Below are 3,401 nucleotides of genomic sequence, written 5' to 3'. Positions count from 1 at the left end.
TATTTGTACCGCTGCTCCTTGCCATCCACTTACTAACAGTCCACTTATTATTGGTGGTGTTGTCCATGGTGCTATAACTCCATTAAATGGAAGCATAAATTGTATTTTCATTGCAAAATAAGCTATAAATACTGATACTATCGGAGCTATTGTTACTGGAACTAACATTAATGGATTTAATATTATCGGTGTACCAAATATTAAAGGTTCATTTATGTTGAATAACGACGGAACTGCTCCTAGTCTTGACATCATTTTTAGCCTTTGAGACCTAGCCACTATAAGCATTGCTAAAACTAAACCTAATGTCATACCGGCTCCACCTATTGTAGCAAATTGATCTAACATTTGTATTGTTCCTACGTTTGCATTTTCAAAAGTAAGTTGCCCTAATTTGAATAACTCTAAATTCTCTATTGCGTTTGCATTTAACAATGGAGTAACTACTGAGTTAACAACCGTTGGATGTATACCAAACCACCAGAATAGTCCATTTAGTGCTGCAACTGCTGTTATTGCTTCTACTGATGAAGTTAACCCTTGTAGTGGTACTTGTAATACTGTGTATATAAAATCATGCATAGAAGTTCCAAGTGTTAAGAATATACCATTTAATATGAGCGCTACAACTACTACTATTGTTCCTGGTATTAATGCTGTAAATGATTTACTTACCATTTCAGGTACGTTGCCTGGTAGTTTTATTACTATTTTTTTATTTATAGCAAATCTATAAACTTCTGTAGATAAAATACTCATTATAATTGCTGTTATTACTCCTCTAGCACCTAACCAAACCATCGGTACTACTTTATTAACAAGTTCACCTGATTCTGTTGTCATAGATTTAGGTGTAACTATCATATAAGCTACAAGTGATATTATCATCAATGATAAACTATCTAATTTATAATCTTCTGCTAACTTGTATGCTAAGGTTCCTGCTAGCATTATTCCCATTAAGTCAAATGTTGCTCTATATCCTGGCTCTAAGTACGCGCCCCAATTTTCTCCAAAAATACTTGCCATAAAATCTGCATATCCATTTAGAGGGAAATCTGCTATAAGTAAGAATATTGATCCTATTATAGTAAGTGGCATTATAGCGAAAAATCCAGAACGTAGTGCTTTAATATAACGTAAATTTGAGAACTTTGCTACTTTAGGTACCATTTTTTCTTCTATAAATCTTGTTAAGTTTTCCATGTTGTCTCCTCCTATATATTCTCGTTAACGTTTTCTTAAATTCATTTTACTGGTATTTTTCCTAAAAGTACATACCATTTAACGGGAAATTTCCCTATTTGTATGATTCTTTAAATATACTAATATGACAATAATTTTGGCGTAATAGGTTAATAATACATTTCATCTTCAGTATCATATGTTTTAGTTATTTCTTTTATGAATAATGTTAATATTATTAAATTATTGGTATATATTTAGTAGACATATATTAATACATCACCAAAGGAGATAGCAACTATGAATAAAAATTATAGAATTTTACTTTATTATAAGTTTATAAATATTGAAAATCCAGAAGAGTTCAAAAATGATCACCTAGCTCTCTGTAAAGAGTTAAACCTAAAAGGAAGAATATTAATTTCTCATGAAGGTATAAATGGAACTTGCTCTGGTACTGTTGAAGATACTGAAAAATACATGGAAATATTAAAATCATATCCTGGATTTAGTGATACAGTATTTAAAATTGATGAAAGTGAAAATCATATATTTAATAAGCTTCATGTTAAACATAAAAGTATACTTACCTTATTACCAGAAGATGAAGTAAATCCTAATGATATAGTAGGTACTTACCTTAAACCAAAAGAATTTTATGAAATGCTTCAAAGAGATGATGTAATCATAGTCGATGGTAGAAATGATTACGAATATGAGATAGGTCATTTTAGAGGAGCTATAAAGCCTGATGTTCAAAACTTTAAACAATTCCCTGAATGGATTGATAAAACGTTAGGAGATAAAAAAGATAAAAAAATACTGAGCTATTGCACTGGTGGTATTAGATGCGAAAAACTAACTGGAGTATTTTTAAATAAAGGATTTAATGAAGTTTACCATTTAGATGGTGGTATAGTTACCTATGGAAAAGATGAAGATGTTAAAGGAAAACTGTGGGATGGAAAATGCTATGTATTTGATAACCGTATTTCCGTACAAATAAATAGAACTGAAGAAGATATAGTAATATCAAAATGCTCTATTTGTGGTGTTCCTTCAGACAGATATATTAACTGTAGAAATGATGATTGCCATGACCAGTTTATATGCTGTGAATCTTGTGAAGACACTTATGCTGGTTTTTGTTCTACAGATTGTTCAGAGCATGTAATCAAAAAACCTGAAAGAGATTCAAGATTTAGACTAATGAATAAAAAAGAATTATACGAAAAGTACAATCAAGACCATGATATGTACAAACATGTTATAGAAAAACTTAAGAAATGATGAGACTATCTAATTTATTATAAATAAAAAACACATCAACAATTTTGTTGATGTGTTTTTCATAGTTTTGAATGGTGGAGACGATTCACATGAATCATTCCCACAATTTATATTATAATATTATCTTAATTCTGGCCAGTATCCTTTATTAGCTTCTATCATGTCATCTAAAATCGCTTTAGCAACACTCATACTTGGAACAGTTTTATTCAATGTAAATGCTTGTAATGCTTTTTCATAGCTATTTTCAATACAAGCTTCTACTATTAATTTTTCGCTGTTAAGTTGTTGCATCATTAATCCTTGTTGGAATAGAGGTATTGGACCTCTAGCAATAACTTCCGGACCATCTTTACCAATATATGCCGGAATTTCTACCATTGCATCATATGGCATGTTTGGAATAGCTCCACGATTTTCAGTTATAACTAAGAAACGAGCATGTGTATCATTTTTGATTGCAAGTGCTAAGTCACTAATCCAATCTCCATGTGATCCTGCGTAGAATGCTTTTTCTGATATCTCACCTGTTTTTAAGTAGTGCTCTACTCCTTCAAATAAATCTTTTTCACGACTTTCCATAACTTCATTTGCACGAGTACGCTCTATATTTGAATGTTCTACAGTTTCCTTACTTAAAAGATAGTATGTTAAGTAAGTGTTTGGTAAGTATTCAGGGAAACTTTCTAACATTGTGTAAACAGATTTCCAAACATGGTTCCAGCTACTTACAGCATGACGATTGCCTACACTTCGAGCTTTCTTTATTCTTTCAATATAAGATTCAGGTAGTAATATCTCATGTTTTTTTATGTATTCTTTGATATCTTTCATTATGTCTCTACCTTTGTACTCTATTGATGTAAACCATCCAAAGTGATTTAAACCAAAGTAGTCATAACGTATATTATGAACATCTTTTATAT

General features: G+C 30.8%; 3 protein-coding genes. 1 reads left to right on the top strand and 2 read right to left on the bottom strand.

Features of this window, described 5'->3' with window-relative positions:
- Window positions 1-1,206: PTS sugar transporter subunit IIC (locus CHL78_RS19860; protein ID WP_147295867.1), on the bottom strand; the 1,206-nt coding region annotated here is incomplete at its 3' end.
- 279 nt (window positions 1,207-1,485) lie between these two features.
- Between CHL78_RS19860 and trhO the strand changes: the two genes are divergently transcribed.
- The gene (gene trhO / locus CHL78_RS19855) at window positions 1,486-2,475 is read left to right on the top strand and encodes an oxygen-dependent tRNA uridine(34) hydroxylase TrhO (protein WP_094369747.1); all 990 of its coding nucleotides are present in this window, start codon (window positions 1,486-1,488) and stop codon (window positions 2,473-2,475) included.
- Between the two features lie 120 nt (window positions 2,476-2,595).
- On the opposite strand, the gene CHL78_RS19850 is transcribed toward trhO, so the two are convergent.
- Window positions 2,596-3,401: family 4 glycosyl hydrolase (locus tag CHL78_RS19850; protein WP_456300086.1), on the bottom strand; the 806-nt coding region annotated here is incomplete at its 5' end.

This window comes from Romboutsia weinsteinii (assembly GCF_002250835.2).
Lineage (GTDB): Bacteria > Bacillota > Clostridia > Peptostreptococcales > Peptostreptococcaceae > Romboutsia_A > Romboutsia_A weinsteinii.
The sequence above is the reverse complement of the archived record's forward strand: the minus strand, read 5'-3'. Positions and strand labels throughout refer to the sequence as shown.

Excerpts from the sequence above, each read along its gene's own strand:
- trhO (WP_094369747.1), top strand. The coding sequence starts at position 1,486 with ATGAATAAAAATTATAGAATTTTACTTTATTATAAGTTTATAAATATT.